Origin of the sequence: Aeromonas sp. S12(2024), assembly GCF_041402305.1 — a bacterium.
GTDB classification, from domain to species: domain Bacteria; phylum Pseudomonadota; class Gammaproteobacteria; order Enterobacterales; family Aeromonadaceae; genus Aeromonas; species Aeromonas veronii.
The window spans coordinates 63,963-80,000 of the sequence record NZ_JBGLRB010000012.1 but is presented as its reverse complement, the minus strand read 5'-3'; the positions used below and the strand labels follow the sequence as shown (position 1 = coordinate 80,000).

Annotated in this window: 18 protein-coding genes; 9 read left to right on the top strand and 9 right to left on the bottom strand. The window is 61.1% G+C overall.

Features of this window, described 5'->3' with window-relative positions; genetic code table 11:
• The first annotated feature begins 4 nt into the window (after positions 1–4).
• From ACB035_RS12900 to ACB035_RS12890, 3 genes are read left to right on the top strand one after another with little or no spacing between them, the layout of a single operon-like run.
• Positions 5–556, top strand: a complete 552-nt coding sequence (locus ACB035_RS12900) for a YggT family protein (RefSeq protein ID WP_323906461.1) — start codon at positions 5–7, stop codon at positions 554–556.
• Positions 556–858 (top strand): DUF167 family protein YggU, encoded by a 303-nt coding sequence (gene yggU, locus ACB035_RS12895; protein WP_201958626.1) that lies wholly within the window; start codon positions 556–558, stop codon positions 856–858. The genes ACB035_RS12900 and yggU overlap by 1 nt, the downstream gene beginning before the upstream one ends.
• A 43-nt stretch (positions 859–901) precedes the next feature.
• On the top strand, positions 902–1,321 hold the full coding sequence (locus ACB035_RS12890; protein ID WP_108613294.1) for a DUF4426 domain-containing protein: 420 nt from the start codon (positions 902–904) through the stop codon (positions 1,319–1,321).
• Between the two features lie 101 nt (positions 1,322–1,422).
• On the opposite strand, the gene ACB035_RS12885 is transcribed toward ACB035_RS12890, so the two are convergent.
• The 7 genes from ACB035_RS12885 to ACB035_RS12855 form a co-directional block, all read right to left on the bottom strand.
• Positions 1,423–2,619, bottom strand: coding sequence for a NupC/NupG family nucleoside CNT transporter (locus ACB035_RS12885; RefSeq protein ID WP_005348874.1), 1,197 nt, complete (start codon positions 2,617–2,619; stop codon positions 1,423–1,425).
• Between the two features lie 182 nt (positions 2,620–2,801).
• Entirely contained in the window at positions 2,802–3,737 is a 936-nt protein-coding gene (locus tag ACB035_RS12880) for a LysR family transcriptional regulator (RefSeq protein ID WP_005340335.1), read from the bottom strand.
• Between the two features lie 82 nt (positions 3,738–3,819).
• Positions 3,820–4,356, bottom strand: a complete 537-nt coding sequence (locus ACB035_RS12875) for a glutathione peroxidase (RefSeq protein WP_123173810.1) — start codon at positions 4,354–4,356, stop codon at positions 3,820–3,822.
• Positions 4,357–4,414: 58 nt separating this feature from the next.
• A complete protein-coding gene (locus ACB035_RS12870; protein WP_042084306.1) occupies positions 4,415–4,978 on the bottom strand; it encodes an NnrU family protein in 564 nt (187 codons plus the stop codon).
• Positions 4,979–5,210: 232 nt separating this feature from the next.
• Complete coding sequence (locus tag ACB035_RS12865; protein WP_263084794.1) at positions 5,211–6,344, bottom strand: glycerate kinase; 1,134 nt, start codon at positions 6,342–6,344, stop codon at positions 5,211–5,213.
• Between the two features lie 9 nt (positions 6,345–6,353).
• Positions 6,354–7,616 (bottom strand): GntP family permease, encoded by a 1,263-nt coding sequence (locus ACB035_RS12860; protein ID WP_371167417.1) that lies wholly within the window; start codon positions 7,614–7,616, stop codon positions 6,354–6,356.
• A 118-nt stretch (positions 7,617–7,734) separates the two neighbouring features.
• Entirely contained in the window at positions 7,735–8,850 is a 1,116-nt protein-coding gene (locus ACB035_RS12855) for a sugar diacid recognition domain-containing protein (protein ID WP_371167416.1), read from the bottom strand.
• A gap of 209 nt (positions 8,851–9,059) precedes the next feature.
• Here ACB035_RS12855 and ACB035_RS12850 point away from each other — a divergent pair, with 209 nt between their 5' ends.
• Together ACB035_RS12850 and ACB035_RS12845 are read left to right on the top strand one after the other, a co-directional pair.
• Positions 9,060–9,434, top strand: a complete 375-nt coding sequence (locus tag ACB035_RS12850; RefSeq protein WP_031227767.1) for a YacL family protein — start codon at positions 9,060–9,062, stop codon at positions 9,432–9,434.
• Positions 9,435–9,487: 53 nt separating this feature from the next.
• A complete protein-coding gene (locus ACB035_RS12845) occupies positions 9,488–9,784 on the top strand; it encodes a hypothetical protein (protein WP_005340323.1) in 297 nt (98 codons plus the stop codon).
• A gap of 68 nt (positions 9,785–9,852) precedes the next feature.
• On the opposite strand, the gene ACB035_RS12840 is transcribed toward ACB035_RS12845, so the two are convergent.
• Positions 9,853–10,590, bottom strand: a complete 738-nt coding sequence (locus ACB035_RS12840; protein ID WP_371167415.1) for a substrate-binding periplasmic protein — start codon at positions 10,588–10,590, stop codon at positions 9,853–9,855.
• Between the two features lie 120 nt (positions 10,591–10,710).
• Here ACB035_RS12840 and ACB035_RS12835 point away from each other — a divergent pair, with 120 nt between their 5' ends.
• From ACB035_RS12835 to ACB035_RS12825, 3 genes are all read left to right on the top strand, one after another.
• On the top strand, positions 10,711–11,541 hold the full coding sequence (locus ACB035_RS12835) for a lysostaphin resistance A-like protein (RefSeq protein WP_371167414.1): 831 nt from the start codon (positions 10,711–10,713) through the stop codon (positions 11,539–11,541).
• Positions 11,542–11,744: 203 nt separating this feature from the next.
• Positions 11,745–13,061 (top strand): sphingomyelin phosphodiesterase, encoded by a 1,317-nt coding sequence (locus ACB035_RS12830; RefSeq protein WP_371167413.1) that lies wholly within the window; start codon positions 11,745–11,747, stop codon positions 13,059–13,061.
• Positions 13,058–13,843 (top strand): hypothetical protein, encoded by a 786-nt coding sequence (locus ACB035_RS12825; RefSeq protein WP_371167412.1) that lies wholly within the window; start codon positions 13,058–13,060, stop codon positions 13,841–13,843. The genes ACB035_RS12830 and ACB035_RS12825 overlap by 4 nt, the downstream gene beginning before the upstream one ends.
• Before the next feature lie 2 nt (positions 13,844–13,845).
• Here the strand turns inward: ACB035_RS12825 and ACB035_RS12820 are convergent, their stop codons facing one another.
• Positions 13,846–15,066, bottom strand: a complete 1,221-nt coding sequence (locus ACB035_RS12820) for a DEAD/DEAH box helicase (RefSeq protein WP_371167411.1) — start codon at positions 15,064–15,066, stop codon at positions 13,846–13,848.
• 144 nt (positions 15,067–15,210) lie between these two features.
• Here ACB035_RS12820 and ACB035_RS12815 point away from each other — a divergent pair, with 144 nt between their 5' ends.
• A complete protein-coding gene (locus ACB035_RS12815) occupies positions 15,211–16,038 on the top strand; it encodes an ABC transporter substrate-binding protein (RefSeq protein ID WP_371167410.1) in 828 nt (275 codons plus the stop codon).

Sequence of the window (16,038 nt, the reverse complement as noted above, 5' to 3'; positions counted from 1 at the left end):
CCAGATGAACACTGCTTACTTTCTGATTAACACCGTTTTCGATCTCTACCTGATGGTGATCCTGCTGCGCGTCTGGCTGCAGTGGGCCCGTGCCGACTTCTACAACCCGATGAGCCAGATGGTGGTCAAGCTGACCAATCCGCTGGTGATCCCGCTGCGCCGCGTTATCCCGGGCTTTGGCGGCATCGATCTCGCCTCCGTGGTGCTGGCGCTGGCTGTCGCCTTCCTCAAGCTGGCCCTGCTCAAGAGCATGAACGTACTGCTGGCGGACTGGCTCAGCATCAGCCTGTTTGCCGCGCTGACCGTGCTGAAAAAAGCGGGCTCGATGATCTTCTGGGTACTTCTGATCCGCGCCATCCTGAGCTGGATCAGCCAGGGCCGCAACCCCATCGAATACGTGATGCATCAGCTGACCGAGCCGTTCCTCGCTCCTATCCGCCGCGTACTGCCGGCACTGGGCGGACTGGATCTCTCGGTGCTGGTCGCCTTTATCGGCCTGCAAGCCATCAACTACCTGCTGGGTGACCTGTTCGGCCAGCTGTGGTGGATGATTTGATGCCAGCCGTCCTGCAACAAGGGGATGAACTGGTACTGCATCTGGTGATCCAGCCCAAGGCGAGTCGGGATCAGATCATCGGATTGCATGGTGAAGAGCTGAAAGTGGCCATCACGGCGCCGCCCGTCGATGGCCAGGCCAACAGCCATCTGATCAAGTTTCTGGCCAAGCAGTTCAAGGTGGCCAAGGGCCAGGTAACCATAGTGCGGGGCGAGCTGGGGCGACACAAAACCGTCGCCATCGACAGCCCCAAACAGTTGCCGCAAGAAGTGAGTACACTGCTGAATGACACACAAGGCTGAATGAATCGGCCTGCGCCAACCGTAGATATGAGAGGGATGACAGATGAAAACAGCCTGGATGAGTAGCCTGCTGGCACTGCTGATGACCCTGCCGCTCAAGGCAGAACAGATGAAGGAGCTGGGGCCCTGGCTGGTGCACTACAACGCCTTCAACTCCAGCTTCCTCACCCCCGAGGTCGCCAAAGCGTATGGACTGGAGCGCAGCCGCTACAACGCCATCATCAATATCGCGGTACAGGACAAGCAGAAAGTGGCGCAAGCCGTGGGGATCACCGGTGAGGCCAAGAACCTGACCGGTACCATCCGCACCCTGAACTTTCAGGAGGTAAAAGAGGGGGATGCCATCTACTATCTGGCGACCCTCCCCTACCGCAACGAAGATACCTATCAGTTCACCCTGAAGATCATGGGCGGTGGGCAGCAACAGAACCTCAGCTTCCAGCAGACCTTCTACGTCGACTGAGCAGCAACAAGAAGCCCCGACCAAGGTCGGGGCTTCATTTTATCCATATGACAAGGGCGCCATCAGGGCGCCCTTGTTACATCTATTCCGTACCGCGACTGTTACAGGGCGAGGAACAGACCGGCCAGACAGGCGCTCATCAGGTTCGCCAGCACGCCGGAGAGAATGGCGCGCATGCCGTAACGGGCGATGAAGGATTTGCGCTCCGGCACCATGGAGCCCAGACCGCCGATCAGGATCGCCATGGAGGAGATGTTGGCAAAGCCGCACAGGGCGAAGGTCACGATGGCCTTGCTCGACTCGCTCAGGGTCTGATCCTGCACCAGACCGATAAAGGCGACGAACTCGTTGACCACGATCTTGGTACCGATCAGGGCGCCAGCGGCTTGCGCCTGATCCCAGGGTACCCCGATCAGCCAGGAGACGGGGGCAAACAGCCAGCCCAGAATGATCTGGAAGCTCAGATCCAGCCCTACCAGACCGCCAGCCCAGCCGAGCAGGCCATTGAGCATGGCGATCACGCCAACGAAGGCCAGCAGGGTGGCACCGACCGCCACCGCGATATTGAGGCCGGACATGGCGCCATCGGCCGCCGCTTCGATCACGTTGGTAGCGCGGGGGATCTCCACATCCTGATGGTGATCGACCTCTTCAGCTCCCGGCGGCACCAGGATTTTGGCCATCGCCAGACCGGCAGGGGCCGACATGAAGGCGGCAGCGATCAGGTATTTCAGCTCAACCCCGAGGCTGGCATAACCCACCAGGGTGCCACCGGCGACGGAGGCGAGACCACAGCTCATCACAGCGAAGAACTGGGAATCGGACATCTTGGAGAGGTAGGGTTTGACCACCAGCGGCGCTTCCACCATGCCAACGAAGATGTTGGCGGTCGCGGAGAGGCTCTCGGCGCGGCCGGTGCCCAGCAGCTTCTGCAAGCCACCACCCAGCAGGGCGATCACCCGCGGCATGATACCGATGTGGTAGAGGATGGCGATCACCGCGGAGAAGAAGATGATGACCGGCAACACGTTGAAGGCAAAGATGAAGCCCAGCTTGAACTTGGCCAGATCGCCGAACAGGAAGGCGATCCCCTCCTGACCATAACCGATCACGCTACTTACGCTCTCACTGACCCCGTTCAGCACATGCTGACCGGCAGGCAGCCAGAGCACCAGACCGGCAAACATGATTTGCAGGCAGAGGGCAAGGCCAACTGTTCGCAACGGGATACGACGACGATTATCAGAGCAGATGACGGCAAGCGCCAGGATACTCAGGATGCCGAGCAGGGCAATCATAGGGACTCCATCAGGTGGGGCAAAAGATGGGCGCGGATTCTGCGCCTCTCACCCCGTCACTGCAAGTCCGCTTGGTTACAACCCTGTTAGAAAAAACGTTTGCACGATATCGGTTGCGCCAACTGGCTGATTTGGTTCGATTTTAGTATCAGGAGAAATCGAGAGTTCTTATATGGAAACAATTATTCCTCACCGCCGGACAATTTACCCCCGAGCCAGGGGGCCAGTCGCTGCTCCCAATAGGGTTCAGGGCCAAAGCGGGCCTTGAGGAAATCGATGAAGAGACGGATCTTGGGATCCAGATGTTCGCGACGGGCATAAACGGCATGTACCGCCATCTGCTGGTTCGGTCGCCACCCTGGCAGCACAGGGATCAGCTTGCCGCTCTGTAGCTCCTTGTCCAGCAAGTAGTTGGCAATATAGGCGATGCCGAGCCCGGCAAGCGCCGCATCGCGCACCGCCTCCGCCATATCCACCCGATAGTTGCCCGCCACCTGCACCGTCTGGCGCTCCTTGCCCTGGCGAAACGACCACTGGTGATAGCGCCGCTCCCGACTCTGGTAAGTGATGCAGTTGTGCTGGGCCAGATCCTTGGGATGGAGCGGCGTGCCGTGGCTCAGCAGGTAATCCGGCGAAGCCGCCACCACGAAGCCAATGTCGGCCAGCCGCTGTCCCACCAGCCCTTCCGGCTTGTCCTCATAGGTGGTGAGCCAGAGATCCAGCCCCTCATCCACCAGATTGGTTCTGTGGTCGAACAGCGAGACCTCCAGCTCCAGCTCGGGATAGCGATCTTGAAACGCCTTGAGATGAGGAATTACGTGCAGACGACCAAATGATTGGCCCACCCCGAGATGGAGCACGCCACTCACCTTGCCACGCCGCTCGGCGATCATGGAGTCAGCCTCCTGCGCCACTGCCACCAGCGCATGGCAGTGACGGGCATACTCCTGACCCAGCTCGGTCAGGACGAAGCGGCGGGTGGTGCGCTGCACCAGCTGGGCGCCAAGGGTGGTCTCCAGCAGCGCCAGCTGCTTGCTGATATGGGATTTGGAGACCCCGAGACGACGGGCGGCGGCAGAGATCCCCTGCTCGCGCACCAGCGCATCGAAGATCACCATTTGAGGAAGACGTTGCAGCACAGGATAACCGGATTGAGTGGCGGGAGCCCATTATTCCAGAGCCGCCCGCCAAGGGGTAGGGTCAGAGCCCCAGCGCCCGGGTGATCTGCAGTTTGAGGGGATCGTCAGCCGGATTCTGATTGGCACCGTAGCTGGCGATCAGCTTGCCATCGCGCCCCACCAGATACTTGTGGAAGTTCCAGTTCGGCTCATCCCCGTCAGCGGCCGCCGCCAGCCCCTTGAACAGTGGCACTGCATCGGAGCCCCGCACCGCTACCCGATTGAACATCGGGAAGGTGACGCCATAGTCGCGGCGGCATACCTCGGCGGTCTTGGTCTCGTTGCCCGCCTCCTGCCAGAAGTCGTTGGAGGGGAAGCCCAGAATAATCAGCCCTTTATCCTTGTAGCTCTGGTAGAGCTTCTCCAGATCGCGGAACTGGCCGCTGTAGCCGCAGTAGGAGGCGGTATTGACCACCAGCACTACCTTGCCCTCGGTCAGCTGACAGAGGTTGTGGCGCTGGGCATTGTTGAGCTCCCGCATCTCCACATTGAAATAATCGGGGCACGCCGCAGAGGCCGCGCCGGTCCCCAATAACAGCAACAGAGTGAACCATTTCATCGCCAAGACTCCTTTTGTTTTGTCCATCATACGCGTTTACCAGAGCCGCAGTTCACTCTCAATGCAGGGGAATGCCGGTCAGCCAGCCGTGGCCCCAGAACACCAGCAGCGCGGTGGCAGCCAGGCCCGCCCCAACGCTGATGCCGGTGCCCGTCCAGTTCGCCGCCGGGCGGGGATATCGCTGCCAGTCCCGCACCGAAATCCAGACCATGCTCACCAGCGCCCACAGCCCGATGCCGCCAAACAACACCAGAGAGCGCGCCTCGCTGTTGACCAGCAGATGGGCCACCGCCCAGAGCAGGGTACCGAGCAGTTGGGGATGCACCAGCCAGCGCCGCAGATGGTTGGGCCCCTGGCCGGAGAAGAAGAGGATCAGCGCAAAGGGCATCATCACCGTCATGGTCATCGGCCCCCACTCGGGCAGGAAGTAGAGCGGCAGCGAGCTGGCCGAGCGCCAACCGGCGATGATGCAGGCGATGGCGACAAACACCAGCAATGAGAAGAGCCCCTTGTAGCGATTCTCACCCAGCCGTTCTCTCAGTCGCGCCCGATGGGCCACCGCAAAACAGGGGTAGAGATGGATCAGGGTAAACAGCGCAACCCCCAGGGTCAGCAGGAACATGAGTCTCTCCTTGTACTTGGTACGACCACTATGCCGTAAAGGGAGATGTGCGCCTATCAAAACCGCGCTGACCCATGGAGTCAAAAGTGTGGCAAGACAAAGAAGCAGAAAGAAAAGAGCCGATCACGATGGATCGGCAAATAAGTGCCAGGGCAGTCAGACATCTCGCGGGATGGGAGATGCCCCAAACGGGGATATTGAGTGGCCGATGGCGCCCATCGGCCGAACCGGATCAGCCCTTGAGCTGATAGAGCGCTGCTACGTTGCGCGCAGTCAGCTGAATGTTGGTGCTGGCGCTCTCCAGCGCCTCCGGCAGAGACATGGCGCGGTTGACCACGGCGAATACCGCGTCCAGCCCGTGATCGTGTACCACACCGCAATCGTCGGTCAGGCAACCGGAGATGCCGATCACCGGCTTGCCGAACTGCTTGGCGCAACGTGCGACACCGATTGGCGTCTTGCCATGGATGGTCTGGCTGTCGATGCGCCCTTCGCCGGTGATAACCAGGTCCGCATCGGCCACTTCCTCGGCCAGTTTCAGCGCTTCGATGACGATCTGGATGCCGGGCTTGAGTTCGGCACCAAGCAGACCGACCAGCGCGGCCCCCATGCCACCGGCAGCGCCCGCCCCCGGAATATCCTTCACCTGCTTGCCAAGGGCCTGCTCAATGCAGTCGGCATAACGGGAGAGGTTGGCATCAAGTTCGACAACCATCTCGGGCGTTGCCCCCTTCTGCGGGCCAAACACCGCAGAGGCGCCTTTCGGGCCGCACAGCGGGTTGTTCACATCACACGCCACCTCGATAACCAGCTCGCCCAGACGCGGATCCAGACCGCTCAGGTCGATGGTCTCGAGCTCACCGAGACCCGCGCCACCCAGCTCGATGGCAGAGCCATCGGCTTTGAGCAACTTGCCGCCGAGCGCCTGGATCATACCGGCTCCGCCGTCATTGGTGGCGCTGCCGCCGATACCGAGAATAAGGTGCTTCACCCCCATCTCCAGCGCGGCCAGGATCAGCTCGCCGGTGCCGAAGCTGGAGGTGAGCAGCGGATTGCGCTGCTCGGGCGCCACCAGATGGATGCCGGAGGCGGCAGCCATCTCGATGACGGCGCGCTCGCCATCACCCAGCAGGCCGACGAAGCCCTGCACCTTGTTGCCAAGAGGCGCGGTCACTTCGACCGGCAGGATCCTGCCACCGGTGGCATCGACCAGCGATTGCACCGTACCTTCACCGCCATCGGCCATCGGCAATTTGACGTAGGTGGCGTTCGGCAGCACCTGCTTGAAACCGGCCTCGATGGCATCAGCCACCGCCATGGCGCTCAGACTCTCCTTGAATGAATCGGGGGCAATAACAATTTTCATATCAATTCCTTAGGCGAGGCCAAACACGCCAAACATCAGGGTGGAGACAGTGGCAATGGTCAGACCGACTGCGGTTTCGTAAGGGATAAGTTTCAGGCGCTCACCCACGCCCATGTGGACGCTGCCACCGGTGGCATGGAAGAAGGAGCCGTGGGGCATGTGGTCAAACACAGTGGCACCGGCATGGATCATGGCTGCTCCGGCCAGACTGCTGATCCCCAGTTCAATCAGGGTGGAGCTGAATACGTTGGAGGCCACCACGGTACCGGCGGTGGTCGAGGCTGTCGCCAGCGACATCAGGGCACCGGAGATGGGCGCCAGCAGGTAGGAGGGCAGACCGGAGGCGGTCAGGCCGCTGATCAGCACATCTTTCAGGCCTGAGTTGGCGATGATGCCTGCAAGGGTACCGGTACCCAGCAGCATGATGGCGACCGGCGCCATGCGGGCGAGGCCGGAGACTGCAAACTGGTTCACCTTGCTGAATTTACCCATCATCAGGGCGCCGACCAGACCACCGAGGGGCAGTGCAATCAGCGGATCCACCACGATACCGGCGACCGGCCGCAGGGCCAGCAGCAGGATGGCGACCAGTGGTGCACTGATGGCGGCGGCAAAGCCCGGCAACTTGGCACCGGCAACGCTCACCACTTCATCAGCAGCAACCTTGCTGCCCTTGTTGTTCAACCTCTTGGCCAGCCAGTAGGCCATCACCAGACCGAACAGACCCGGGATGATGCCCGCAGCCATCACAGAGGTGAGGGGCAGATGAAAGGCATCAGCCGCGGCAATGGCGTTGGGGTTGGGGGACATGACGTTACCCGCCTTGCCGCCGCCGATCATCGCCAGCAGGATGGCCGCCTTGGAGAGGTCGGCACGGCGGGCGATGGCCAGCGCGATGGGGGCGACCGTGATAACGGCCACATCCACGAACACGCCGACCGCAGTCAGGATCAGGGTTGCCAGCGCCAGCGCCAGCAGGGCGCGGGTTTCACCAAGTTTCTTGACGATGGTCTCGGCGATAGTGGTAGCCGCGCCCGATTCGATCAGTACGCCCGCCAGCACACCGGCCGCCAGGATCCGCATCACAGCTGTGGTGATCCCCTGGGCACCGCCGATCATCAGGGCGACGGTCTGGGTCAGATCGGCACCGCCAATCAGGCCACCGGCCAAGGCACCCACGATCATGCCGTAAGCGGGCGGCACCTTTTTCAAAATGAGGATGATGGCGATGGAGAGCGCCGCGATGGCGCCAAGGGCAGTAACCGGGATCATGACGGACACCTTCAATGGGAGTGAATGGCCGCCATTATGGAGATCTGCAATCAGAATGCTTTGGCTGAATAGCCAAAAAACATGTCATGCAAAAGTAGTTTTTTATCTAATTTTACAATCACAAGTCGAGATTAAGGCCGAGATAGAGCAAAAATTTGTCGTCTAACTTGTTGAAATTCAACCCGGTTATCTGCTCTATCCGCCCCAGCCGATAGCGCAGGGTATTGGGGTGAATAAACAGGGCTTCGGCACAGCGATGCAGATCACAATCCTGCAAGAAATAGTGGCGCAGGGTCTTCTGCAGCACCCCCTTGCCATCTTCCCGGGCCAGTTTCTGCAGCGGTGTGCGCAGCTGATCCGCCTGCCAGGAGTCCGCCAGACTGCCCAGCAGCACCGGCAAACGGTAGTCCTCAAAGAAGTAGACCTGTTTGCGCGGCGCCTGCCGCATGCCACGGCGCAATGTATCCCGCGCAGTCTGGTAAGAGCGCGCCAGCCCGTCGATCCCGGCGAAGTAATCGCCCACCGCGATATGCACCTTGAAGTGGGGAATGCGGGCCAGCAACTGCTTGATCCGGCTGCGCTCCTGCGCCGATTGCCAGACGCCCTCACTCAACTGCGCCGGTTTGAGCACCACTATCTCGTCGAGCCCGTTGATGGCGACCAGATTGTCCCGCTCCGGGTTCTCCAGCTGATGAACCAGCTCCCGCAGACGCGCCGGATCCGCCTCCTCCAGGGCCAGCACGGCCACCACCCTAGGCTGGGCCAAATCCAGTCCGAGAAAACGGGCCGCCTGCAGCAATTGATCGACTCGTCCCTCACCACGAATGAGCTGCAACACCAGCTCCTCCTTGTGGCGCTTGTCCCACTGCAACTGCTCGGTGAGCGCCGCCTGCTCCAGGATCAGCTCTGCCGTCATTCGCACCAGCTCGGCGTAAGCACGCACTTCCTCCGGCTCGCCAGAGATACCGATCACCCCCAGCAGCTCCCCCTGATAGGAGATGGGCAAATTGATGCCGGGTCGCACCCCTTTGAGCTGCAAGGCAGTCGCTTCGCTGATCTCCACCACCCGGTTTTCTGTCAATGCCAGCACGGCCCCTTCGTGACGCTGATGGATCCGCTCCGGATTGCCGGACGCAATGATGAGGCCACGTTCGTCCATCACGTTGACCGAGAACGACAGGATCTTCATCGCCCGTGAGACGATCTGGCGGGCAAGGTTATCGTTTAGCTGCATAACATCTCCGGACAAGGGGCTGATCTGGCTACGCCACCACGAGGCGATTCAGGGCACATGGGCGCAAAGATGCCACATCATCAAGACAAGCGAGAGGGGGATCGCTAGAATAGGCCACTTTACCCGATGTGTGCCCCGCCATGGAGCAGGAATTGCGTGCTTGCACCCGCCTGCCCGTGATGGCCCATCCCTCCGATCTGGACTGTGCTATGGATTATGAATTTCGCCGCGACCCGTTTGGTGGCTATCGCGCCCGGTTCTCCATGGGCCATGAAGCCATCGGTCAGTGGCTGATCGACGAGGTTGGCAAGGATGAAGAGAAGCTCGACGAGCTCTTCTCCATCATTGATCAGCTCTCCAACCGCACCCGAGTCGAATACCGGCTCAACGGCGGTGACTACTCCCTGCTGCTGACCCATGAAGAGGCGGAGGTGAAAGCCAACGCCCTCAATATCGAGCTGGGTGAGGATCTTGACGATCTCGCCTACTACGATGATGAACAGCTGGCCATGTGTGGGCTGGAAGATTTTGCCCAGGTGCTCGGCTCCTGGCGCGCCTTTATCCGTAACGAGGATATGGGCTGATTGACCCAATATCGGGCAAACGTGCCCTTTTGCCTAACTCAACAGGATTGACTATGTCTATTTACGATTTTGATGACGAACTGCCGGAAGACGAAGAACAGGAATCCACCAAGAAAGCGGCTGCACCTGCCAAGAAGAAAGGCAAGCAGGTGATGAACACCCAGGTCAACCTGAGCCCGCGCGATGCCAGCCGTCTGAACGGCATGCACGTTGAAGCGATCGCCACGCTGGACGATGTCAGCCTGCCGAAGAACGTCATCTTCAAGGCTGGCCTGATCGCCCTGGGCGAACTGGAAGCCAGCAAGCGCGCCGATATCATCGCCCGCGTGATCGCAGAATCAGGCCGCTAATCGCCCCTGAAGGCATAAAAGAAAGCCGGAGCCACTGCTCCGGTTTTTTGTTTTCCGCCCAGGCACTCTCAACGGCAATCGATCCCCTTTCCGGCTCGGGAGACCAGTTGGTCATAGCGACCATCGGCACGGGCGGCAGCCAGGGCATGATTGAAGCGCTCAAGCAGGTTGGCGGCCTCCGGATACTGCCGTGAAATGATCAGATAAAAAGTGTCGCTCTGACGAAAGTGGGGCAATGCCTGCAGATGGCAGGGGTCGCCAAACAGCTGACGGCTGGCATCCCGGGTCACCGTCTCGTTCATCGGCAGCAGATCGATCCGTTTGCGATCCAGCAGTTGCAGACATTGTGCCAGTGTCTTGGGACGCTGCAGATCCAGCCCGAAACGCTTGATCACCCCGTCGGCATGGCTGGTGCTCCACCCCAGCGGAATGCAGACACGCAGCCCTTGCCAACGGCCAGCCTGAATGGCCTCACTCCCCCGATAGGTGAACCAGGAGAGGCGATCTATATGAATGGGAGCGCTGTAGTGGAAGAGCTTGGCCCGCTCGGCAGTCCAGGCGTAGGGGAAGGTGGCCGCAACCAACCCATTGCGGGTCAACTGATAGCCGCGGGGCCAGGGCAGGTAGTCGACCTGGAGCTCTCGATACCCGGCCTCTTGCAGCAGGGTCGTCACCAGCCGGGTGCTCTCGCCGCCTTCAGGCAGTGCCTTGCCGGTATAGGGGGTGAACTCACCGGTCACCAGCAGCAAGAGTGCGGCCTGCAGCCAGACACACCAACAACACAACAACCACAGACAGTGCTTCATCAGCTGCTCTCCCTTTACCCTGTTGATGAGTATAGAGAAGGGATCCGACCACCTCCTGCGCGGTTGTCCTGCTGACGCCCACTTGTTAAGGTTGCCGCCTGCCTCGATCAAGGAGATCCAATGTTACCCCTCCCCGACTCATTTATCTGGGGCGCGCTGGCACTGGCCGTGCTGCTTGCCCTCTTCCGCCAACGTCTTCCCGCCTTTGCCCTGCTGGGACTCTCCCTGCTGCTGGCCCTGTGGCTTGACCGAATGACGCTACCCGCCCTGCTGGTCTTGGTCGCAGGATTACTGCTGGCGTGGCGTACGCCAACCCTCCCCGCCCGCTGGGCGATGGTGGCCAGAGTGGTGCTGATCCTCTGGGCGATTGCGCTGACCCTGCACCTGCTCCCCGGCTTCAACAATCTCAAGGTGCTGGATCAGGCGCTGGCAGGCCCCGCCAGCGTGCCGTTCAACATGTATCTGAACCTCGACAAGCCGCTGCTGCTCTTTGGCTTGCTGCTGGCCTGCCCGATGCTGCTGGGCAAGGGGGGCGCCATCCGCTGGCGCCCGCTGGCCCTGTTACTGCTGCCGCTGGGTGCCCTGCTGGTCATCGCCTGGCAACTGGGGGCACTGAAACCGGAAGTGGGTCTGCCCCACTGGTGGTGGCTGTTTGCACTCAACAATCTGCTGTTCACCTGCGTGGCGGAAGAAGCGCTGTTTCGTGGAGCTATCCAGCAGGGGTTGACCGAGCGTTACCGCCCCTGGATTGGCATCGTCGTGGCTGCGCTACTGTTCGGAGCCATCCACCTGCCCAGTGGCCCACTGCTGGCGCTGTTTGCGACCCTGGCAGGCTGCTGCTATGGCCTGGCATTCCAGCTCAGCGGGCGACTCTCCGTGGCCATCCTGATCCACTTCGCCTTCAACTTCGCCCATCTAGCGCTCTTCACCTACCCGCTGGCCCACCGCTAACTCCTGAAGTGAAGGCGCCTGACACGGGCGCCTTCCCTCGCTCTTCCCTCTCTCTTTAAGCGTGCTGCCTCGCTCGCTTTACACCTCCAAAAAGCTCCAAACAAAACCAATTCACTTACTTGTAACCAAAATGTAAACAAACTGACCTCTGCATTCGCCATAACAGTCACTTTCCATTGCCCTGCAACCAAAAGGATCCTGTGATGCAGAAAACCCTCAGTTATGCCGCCCTGCTGCTGGTCAGCCAGTTCCCGCAACTGGCACTGGCCGATACCGATGTCTATCTCACCAACAACAGTCCTGAACCGCTCCATATCGACATCCGCCAAAGCGGTACCGGCCAGCTGCAACCCGGCAGTCAGTGGCTTCAGCACCGCACAGAGCTGGGCCCATGGGAGAGTGCCATGGTGCTCAGCTTCAATCGCTATGAGGGGGTCAAGGCGGGCAAGAGCTATCTGTTCGAAACCCGTGTGACCACAGCGGGTGGCGACGTCTATCGGCTCAACCAGCTGATGGAGGGAACCTGGTGGAACACCACCTTGCAGCACGGTGGCGAAACGCCGACCGGCGCATCCGGCTGGCAAAACGATCGGGCGATCCATCGCGTTGCCGGGCCACAAGAGCTGGCATTTGCCGCCAAGTTCACCGGCCGCTACGACGATCTGCACTATTTGATCACGCCCCCCCAAAAACGGGAACAGCCGGAACCGGCAGAAAACAGGCTCAAGGTGGCCAGCTACAACGTCTGGGCGCTGCCGGTGATCGCCTCCAGCATCGGTGAGCGGCTGGCTCTGCTGCCAGAGCATCTCAAGGGCTATGACGCCCTGCTGCTGCAAGAGGTATTCGATGGCCGCCGCGAGGGCTTTTTGCAGGCGCTGGCGAAAGAGTACCCCTACCAGACCAAGGTACTCGACAAGCCCGGGGTCAACATTCATGACGGCGGCGTGGTGATCGTCAGCCGCTATCCCATAGTGCGGGAGGCCCAGCTGGTCTATCCCCAATGCACCGGCACCGACTGCTTCGCCGACAAGGGGGTGATGTACGCCGAGGTGATCAAGGGGGGCAAGGCGTGGCACCTGTTCGCCACCCACACCGCCAGCTTTGACACCGACGAGGCCCGCAAGCTGCGCCAGATCCAGTTCGGTCAGATCCGCTCTCTGGCAGCCAGCCTCAAGATCCCCGCCAGCGACACCGTCATCTACGGCGGTGACTTCAACGTCAACAAACGCAAGTTTGCCGATGACTACGCCAACATGCTGGCCAATCTGAACGCCCATGAACCCGCCTATGGCGGCTATACCGAAGCCACCTTCGATCCCAGGATCAACCCCTATGCCGGTGGCCCGCTCTCCGGTGGCGCCAACGTCGAGTATCTGGACTACCTGGTAGTGAGCCGGGAATACCGCAGCGCCAGCCACAACCTCAACACGGTCTGGATCCCGCGCAGCAGCGATGGCAGCCTCTGGCCCGCCAGCAACCTCTCAGACCACTTCCCGGTCAAGGGAGAGATCAGCCGATGACTCGCCGTTACGGGATACTGGCACTGGCTATCCTGACCCTTTTGCTGGTGAATCTGGGCTGGCAGGAAGAGCCGTCTCCGATATCACCAGAACGGTCGGCGACGCCCTCTCCGGCCGATGTGCAGTTGCCAGCAGAACCGGGGAGCCCGCCTCCCCGAATGCCAAACGCTGAGGGGATGGAAGGCAAAAGCAAAGAAGTGCCCAGCAGCTGGCAGGCGATGCCGGATAAACTGATCACCCAGCTTGCCAGCGAGATCAGCGACAGCGAGTTGCCGCTGGTGCAGCGTGTGAGCAATCTGGAAGCAACAGAGGCCGGGTGGCTGAGCGAGGGGGAGAGCCTGATCCGGTTACAGGGGCGCTATGCCCTGGCGCTGGATGAGTTGGCGCAGGAGAGCGAGCAGTTGCCGCTGGCCGAGCGGCTGGACGCCCTCAGCCGCTTGCAGGATCGGTGGGCAGCGGATCATCCAGATCTGGCAGGCGAGCTGTTCAACCCGGATGCCCGCCTGCAGCAAGCTCGTCAGCTTTGGGGAGATGAGGAGCTGGCCACCCTGGCCCGTCACTTCCTGCCCGCAGAGCAGGCTGAAGCCACGCTGGCGTTTGCCGGGGCGCGCCAGCAGCAGTTGGATCAACGCAGCCGCTACCAACGAGAGCTGGCCGAGCTGGAGCAGCAACTGGCGGTCAGCCAACAGCAGATGGATCCTGCCCTGTGGCAACAACACAAGGAGGAGGTGTTGAGCCAGTGGCGTCGTGACTTCTTCGCACGGGAGCAAGGCACACCCTGAGGTCAGCGCTTGCCCTTGAACTGCTTGACGCTGCGTTTGGCCTGAGTGCGGCGATTGGCCTGCTTGTCACGAGGGGGGCGCTTGCCTTCCCCGCTGGCAGGCTGGTCGGTGACCGGGAATCCGGCCAGATCGCCCAACGGCAGCTCGCGGCCGGTCAGGGGGCGAATGGCTTGCAGCATGTCACTCTCGCCATGGCAGACCAGCGAGATGGCCAGCCCCTCTCGGCCAGCCCGGGCGGTACGGCCGATGCGGTGTACGTAAACAGGGGCGCTGGCGGGCAAGTCCAGATTGATCACCACCGGCAGCGCCTCCACATGGATGCCGCGCGCCATCAGGTCGGTGGCCACCAGCACCCGAATTTTGCCCTCTTTGAAATCGCCGAGCGCCTGCTCGCGTACCGCCTGCTCTTTTTCGCCATGGAGGGCAGCCACCGTAATGCCCGCCTTGGCCAGCTTTCTGGCAACCCCATCGGCATCATCCCGCGCACTGATAAAGACCAGCACCTGCGGCCACGCCTGCTCCTTGAGCAGGCTGATGAGCGCCGGAACCTTGCTGCTCTTGTTGACCAGATAGAGTCGCTCTTCGATCTCGTTCACCACGCTGTTGAGGGGGTTGGCCTCGATGCGGGTTGGCTCACGCAGCAGGCCGTTAGCCAGCGCCTCCAGCTCGGCAGGCAAGGTGGCGGAGAAGAGCAGGGTCTGGCGATCCGCCGGAATAAAGCCGAGCAGCGCCTTGATGTCGGGAGCAAAGCCCATCTCCAGCAGGCGATCCGCCTCATCCAGCACCAAGAGTTGCAAACCATCCAGCCCCAGCACCTGTTGGGTCAGCAGATCCCGCAACCGCCCCGGCGTGGCGACCAGCAGCTGTGGCCCCTGCGCCAGTTCGGCCTGTTGCCGCTCCTGCGCAACGCCCCCACACAACGTCACGATGCGCAGCCCCAGCGCCTCGGCCCCCTCTTTTAGCGCGGCAGTGACCTGAATCGCCAGCTCGCGGGTCGGCACCAGCACCAGACCCTGCACCTGACTGGAGGCGGGATCCAACCGTTGCAGCAGCGGCAAGCCAAACGCCAGCGTCTTGCCGCTGCCGGTCTGGGCCAGCGCCAGCAGATCCTGCCCCGCCAGCGCCGCCGGAATGGCCAGCTGCTGGATGCGGGTCGGCGTCTGCAAGGTGGCGGGCAAAGAGGCAAGCAAGTCGGGATGAAGGGCAAGTTCGCTAAAGGTCATGGCGCTACGTCAACAAAGAAGTGGGAGGCGAAGTCTAGTGAGCGGGGGCCGAGAAGTAAAACCCTATCCATGATGGCCTGGCCGAGGGGCGCTGGCGACGGGCTGACTACACTTTAGCTGACCCATCACCAAGAGAGACCCACCATGACCAGACACATCCCCCTTCTGCTGCTCGTGGTCACCCTGCTCGGCAGCGCGACTCTCGGCCTGTCGCAGACTCCGGAAAACGACGCCCACCCCGAGCCGCCGAAACAGGTGCGCATCCTCAATGCCCACCTTGGCGAGCTGCCAGGGCTGATCAATGCCGACAAGACAGGCCCCTTTGTCGATCTGGTACACGCCATCGATGATCTCTACCCCGATGTAACCATCAAGATCACCATCTACCCCATCGCCCGTGCCATGGCTGGGGTGATCTCCGGCAAGGCTGATCTGGGGCTGCCCGCCATCCGCAACCTCAAGGATATCGATATGCTGGCTTATCGCTTCAGCACCCGCAGTTTTGGCAAGGTTGCCCATGTGATTTACAGCAATACCGCCTATCCGGTCACCACGGATATGGCCTATGGCATAGTGCCCACCAAACGGGATCTGCTGATCGAGGCCGTTCCTGACTATATGCCCTTCCCGGTGCAGCGATCGATGAGTATCGAGCAGTCACTGCGCAAGCTCTCACGCGGCCGTATCGACGCCTTTGTCTGGGCACAAGAGGAGGCCGACCTGATGCTCAAGCAGCTGGGGCTGACCAATATCAGGCGAGAATTTTTCGGGGATTTCGAGGATGTCTTCATCATCCAGAAAGGGGCAGCAGGTGATGAGATGGACGAATTTCTCCGCCAAGCCATTGATCAGCTGGCTGCCACCGGCAAACTGGCCGAAATTTACGAGAAGATCCACCGCCCCTATGTGGAGTGGCAACCCTCCCCAACCGCCAAGGCTGAACCGGCGACCACCCCGCCAGCTACGCCCTGA

Excerpts from the sequence above, each read along its gene's own strand:
- ACB035_RS12835 (WP_371167414.1), top strand. The coding sequence starts at position 10,711 with ATGTTACCCCTCCCCGACTCATTTATCTGGGGCGCGCTGGCACTGGCC.
- ACB035_RS12850 (WP_031227767.1), top strand. The coding sequence starts at position 9,060 with ATGGATTATGAATTTCGCCGCGACCCGTTTGGTGGCTATCGCGCCCGG.
- ACB035_RS12820 (WP_371167411.1), bottom strand. The coding sequence starts at position 15,066 with ATGACCTTTAGCGAACTTGCCCTTCATCCCGACTTGCTTGCCTCTTTG.
- yggU (WP_201958626.1), top strand. The coding sequence starts at position 556 with ATGCCAGCCGTCCTGCAACAAGGGGATGAACTGGTACTGCATCTGGTG.
- ACB035_RS12900 (WP_323906461.1), top strand. The coding sequence starts at position 5 with ATGAACACTGCTTACTTTCTGATTAACACCGTTTTCGATCTCTACCTG.
- ACB035_RS12825 (WP_371167412.1), top strand. The coding sequence starts at position 13,058 with ATGACTCGCCGTTACGGGATACTGGCACTGGCTATCCTGACCCTTTTG.
- ACB035_RS12875 (WP_123173810.1), bottom strand. The coding sequence starts at position 4,356 with ATGAAATGGTTCACTCTGTTGCTGTTATTGGGGACCGGCGCGGCCTCT.
- ACB035_RS12855 (WP_371167416.1), bottom strand. The coding sequence starts at position 8,850 with ATGCAGCTAAACGATAACCTTGCCCGCCAGATCGTCTCACGGGCGATG.
- ACB035_RS12815 (WP_371167410.1), top strand. The coding sequence starts at position 15,211 with ATGACCAGACACATCCCCCTTCTGCTGCTCGTGGTCACCCTGCTCGGC.
- ACB035_RS12845 (WP_005340323.1), top strand. The coding sequence starts at position 9,488 with ATGTCTATTTACGATTTTGATGACGAACTGCCGGAAGACGAAGAACAG.
- ACB035_RS12870 (WP_042084306.1), bottom strand. The coding sequence starts at position 4,978 with ATGTTCCTGCTGACCCTGGGGGTTGCGCTGTTTACCCTGATCCATCTC.
- ACB035_RS12890 (WP_108613294.1), top strand. The coding sequence starts at position 902 with ATGAAAACAGCCTGGATGAGTAGCCTGCTGGCACTGCTGATGACCCTG.
- ACB035_RS12865 (WP_263084794.1), bottom strand. The coding sequence starts at position 6,344 with ATGAAAATTGTTATTGCCCCCGATTCATTCAAGGAGAGTCTGAGCGCC.
- ACB035_RS12830 (WP_371167413.1), top strand. The coding sequence starts at position 11,745 with ATGCAGAAAACCCTCAGTTATGCCGCCCTGCTGCTGGTCAGCCAGTTC.
- ACB035_RS12860 (WP_371167417.1), bottom strand. The coding sequence starts at position 7,616 with ATGATCCCGGTTACTGCCCTTGGCGCCATCGCGGCGCTCTCCATCGCC.
- ACB035_RS12880 (WP_005340335.1), bottom strand. The coding sequence starts at position 3,737 with ATGGTGATCTTCGATGCGCTGGTGCGCGAGCAGGGGATCTCTGCCGCC.
- ACB035_RS12885 (WP_005348874.1), bottom strand. The coding sequence starts at position 2,619 with ATGATTGCCCTGCTCGGCATCCTGAGTATCCTGGCGCTTGCCGTCATC.
- ACB035_RS12840 (WP_371167415.1), bottom strand. The coding sequence starts at position 10,590 with ATGAAGCACTGTCTGTGGTTGTTGTGTTGTTGGTGTGTCTGGCTGCAG.